Source organism: Bradyrhizobium pachyrhizi, from assembly GCF_001189245.1.
Lineage (GTDB): Bacteria > Pseudomonadota > Alphaproteobacteria > Rhizobiales > Xanthobacteraceae > Bradyrhizobium > Bradyrhizobium pachyrhizi.
Map to the genome: position 1 here is coordinate 198,774 of NZ_LFIQ01000111.1, position 3,481 is coordinate 202,254.

Below are 3,481 nucleotides of genomic sequence, written 5' to 3' on the forward strand. Positions count from 1 at the left end.
TGAGGTCGGCGATTGTCGGCGTCGTCCACTCGCTGGCCGCCGCCTCATGCGACTTGGCCAGGAATTCGTCGGTCCGCTTCAGGAGCTCGTCGATGCCACCCTTGCGGACCGCGACCGACGTCACGATCGGCAGGCCGAGCTCCTGCGACATCCGATCGATGTCGATCGTGACGCCGCGGCGCTTCGCGATATCGATCATGTTGAGCACCAGCATCATCGGCCGACCGACCCGCTTCAGCTCGAGCACCAGCCGCAAGGTCAGCCGCAGATTGGTGGCGTCCGCGACGCAGAGCACGAGATCGGGCACCGCCTCGCCGTCGAAGCGGCCCAGCACGATGTCGCGGGTGATCTCCTCGTCCGGGCTGCGGCCGCGCAACGAATAGGTGCCGGGCAGGTCGAGCACGGTCACGCTGCGGCCCTCCGGCGTGACGAAGCCGCCGGATTTGCGCTCGACCGTGACGCCCGGATAGTTGGCGACCTTCTGACGGCTGCCGGTCAGGCTGTTGAACAGCGACGTCTTGCCGGTGTTCGGGGCGCCGACCAGCGCCAGGCGCAGGGATGCAGTGGTCATTCGACGATCACAGCCATGGCTTCGCTCCGGCGTAGCGCGATCGTGATGTTGTCGACGCGCACCGCGATCGGGTCCTTTCGGATCGTGCCTTCATGCAGGATTTCCACGCGCGCGCCCTCGACAAATCCCATCTCGACCAGGCGCTGCTCCAGCTCCTGCGGAGACAGCGATGAGCCCGTCACGAGCGCATCGAGCCTGATGATCTTTCCGACAAAACCGCGATCCGCATGTCCGAGCCGGACGTCCTGCAAATTATCCCGGGAGCTGTTTGGATCGCCTGTCATGCGGCCTGTTTTTCAGCAGGTAGTCACAGGGTCAAGCGTTTGCCCGTGAGAGGTTTTAGAACTCCTAAAAACAGCGCCCGGAAGCGCCATCCAGGCCGATTTTCCGCTTGACTGCCGGCGAGCGGCTAACGAGGTCGTGATACCGCCGCGCCGCAGCCGCCCGTGCTGCCCCGGACGCGAGCCGGCTGCGAATTGATCGATCCGGGTTGGCCTCCGGTAACCTTGACAGGTCGCGGAATGGCGAATGAGCGTCCGCGCCGCGCCCGGCGGCGCCGTTTCGCTTCCTCCCGCGCAACGGTTTGCGTTATGGTCCGCGCGGAGCCGGAGCGCCCGTGCAGACCGCACAACGCAATTCGCTGAGACTGCTGCAATGGATGATGGCCGCCGCGCTGGCCCTTCCGCTGGCGCTGTTTGTTTTTGCCTCCGCAATGTCCTGGATATCGACCAGCGAGGCCGCCGACCAGGAGATCCAGCGCACGCTCGATGTCGCCCATGAGCACGCGCTGAAGGTGTTCGAGACCATCGATCGAGGCCTCGCCGAGGTCACCGAGGTCGTCCGCGGCATGGGCGATGCCGATATCGTCGCGCGCGAGAAGAGCCTGCACCAGCGGCTGCGGCAGGTCGCCATGGCGCTTCCCCAGGTGAAATCGGTCTGGGTGTTCGATGCCAACGGCCGTGCCCTCGTCAACAGCCTGGTGCAGCCGGCCCCCGACGTCGACTTCTCGGACCGGGATTACTTCCGGATCCATGCCCAGGGCGACATCGGCACCTATATCGGCGAGGTGCTGACGCCGCGACCGCCTTATCTGGGCTCGCGGTTCTTCAGCGTCGGCCGGCGCCGCAACGGCGACGACGGCAGCTTTGCCGGCGTGATCCAGGCCTCCGTGCTTCCGGAATATTTCGAGAATTTCTACGCCAGGATCGGCCGCGAGCCCGGCAGCTTCCTGGCGCTGATCCGGACTGACGGCGCCGTGCTGGCGCACTTCCCTGCCGTTGACCACGATGTCCGGTTCGAGCCGAGCGGCCCGCTCGGGCGGCAGATCGTCGCCAATCCCGAAGCCGGGACGATGACGATCCAATCCCCGGCCGACGGCATCGAGCGGCGCATGCGCTACCAGCGGCTGGCTGGATACCCGATCTATGTCAGCGCCGGCCTCGAAACCTCGGCGATCCAGTCGCGCTGGAGGTCGACCATGGCCCAGCACCTGATCTTCGGGATCCCGGCCACCGCCCTGCTGTTCGGCCTGCTCGCACTCGCCTTCCGGCGAACCCAGCGCCTGCAGGAGGAGGCCAACCGGCGCATCGAGGCCGAGGAGGCATTGCGGCACGGCCAGCGGCTCGAGGCACTCGGGCAGCTCACCGGCGGCGTCGCGCACGACTTCAACAACCTGCTCACCGTGATCCGCGCGTCGGTCGACATGCTGCGGCGGCCGGACCTGCCGGAGCCGCGGCGGCAGCGCTACATCGATGCGATCTCCAACACCGTGAACCGTGCCGCCAAGCTGACCAACCAGCTGCTTGCATTCGCGCGGCGGCAAACCCTCAAGCCCGAGGTGTTCGACGCCTGCCAGAATGTCCGCACCCTGAGCGAGATGATCGCAACCCTGATCGGCGCGCGCATCGAGATAATAGCGCAAGTGCCGGACGAGACCTGTCTCGTCAACGCCGATGCCGGCCAGTTCGAGACCGCCATCATCAACATGGCGGTCAACGCGCGCGACGCCATGGACGGCGTCGGCCGGCTCACGATCGCGGTCCGCGCCGTGGACAGACTGCCGTCCGCGACCAGCACGCCGCCGAACTCGCCCGGCCATGTCGCGGTGTCGGTGACCGACACCGGCGTCGGAATTCCGCAGGAGCTGTTCGGCCGCATCTTCGAGCCGTTTTACACCACCAAGGAGGTCGGTCACGGCACCGGCCTCGGCCTGTCCCAGGTGTTCGGTTTCGCCAAGCAGTCGGGCGGCGAGGTGACCGTCACCAGCGAAGTCGGCAAGGGCGCGACATTCACGCTGTATCTGCCGCGCGTCGTCGGCGGGCATGGCGCGCGAGCGCAGCGCACCGACGACGCGCCCTCGGTCTATCGGACCGGCGCATCGGTCCTGATCGTCGAGGACAATGCCGAGGTCGGAAAGTTTGCCGCCGACACGCTGACCCAGCTCGGCTGCACCTGCGTGCTGGTGGACAACGCCACCCACGCGCTGGAGGAGCTGGCCGTCGACGCCGACCGGTTCGACCTGGTGTTCACTGATGTCGTGATGCCCGGCATGAGCGGCATCGAGCTTGCGGAAGAGATCCGCCGGCAGCGCCTCGATCTTCCGATCGTGCTCGCCTCCGGTTACAGCCAAGTGCTGTCGCAACAGGGCAGCGGCGGCTTCGATCTGCTGCAGAAGCCCTATTCGGCCGAGCAGCTTGCGCGCGTGCTGCACAAGGCAACGCGCTCGCGCCGGCTGAGGCGCGATCAGGCGCCGGCGGAGTGAGGTAGTTGCGCGGCACATCTCAAGCACGCTGTCGTCCTGGCGAAAGCCAGGACCCATAACCACCGCAGTTGATTGGGAACGGGATCGCGGCTCCAGCGTCGCGCAACAATTGGCATTCCGGGTAATGGGTCCCCTGAGTTCGCAAACGA

3 protein-coding genes are annotated in these 3,481 nt (G+C 66.5%); 1 reads left to right on the forward strand and 2 read right to left on the reverse strand.

The annotated features are described in order from the left end of the window. Positions 1-571, reverse strand: a 571-nt coding sequence (locus tag AKL29_RS45700) for a FeoB small GTPase domain-containing protein (protein WP_430648897.1), incomplete at its 3' end; no start/stop codon positions are given. Next, positions 568-855 carry a FeoA family protein gene (locus tag AKL29_RS28915; RefSeq protein ID WP_026192088.1) on the reverse strand — a complete coding sequence of 96 codons (288 nt, stop codon included), beginning with the start codon at positions 853-855 and terminating at the stop codon, positions 568-570. The genes AKL29_RS45700 and AKL29_RS28915, both read right to left, overlap by 4 nt. A 332-nt stretch (positions 856-1,187) precedes the next feature. On the opposite strand from AKL29_RS28915, the gene AKL29_RS28920 reads away from it, so the two are divergent. Then, entirely contained in the window at positions 1,188-3,332 is a 2,145-nt protein-coding gene (locus tag AKL29_RS28920) for a hybrid sensor histidine kinase/response regulator (RefSeq protein WP_050386493.1), read from the forward strand. Positions 3,333-3,481: the final 149 nt, after the last annotated feature.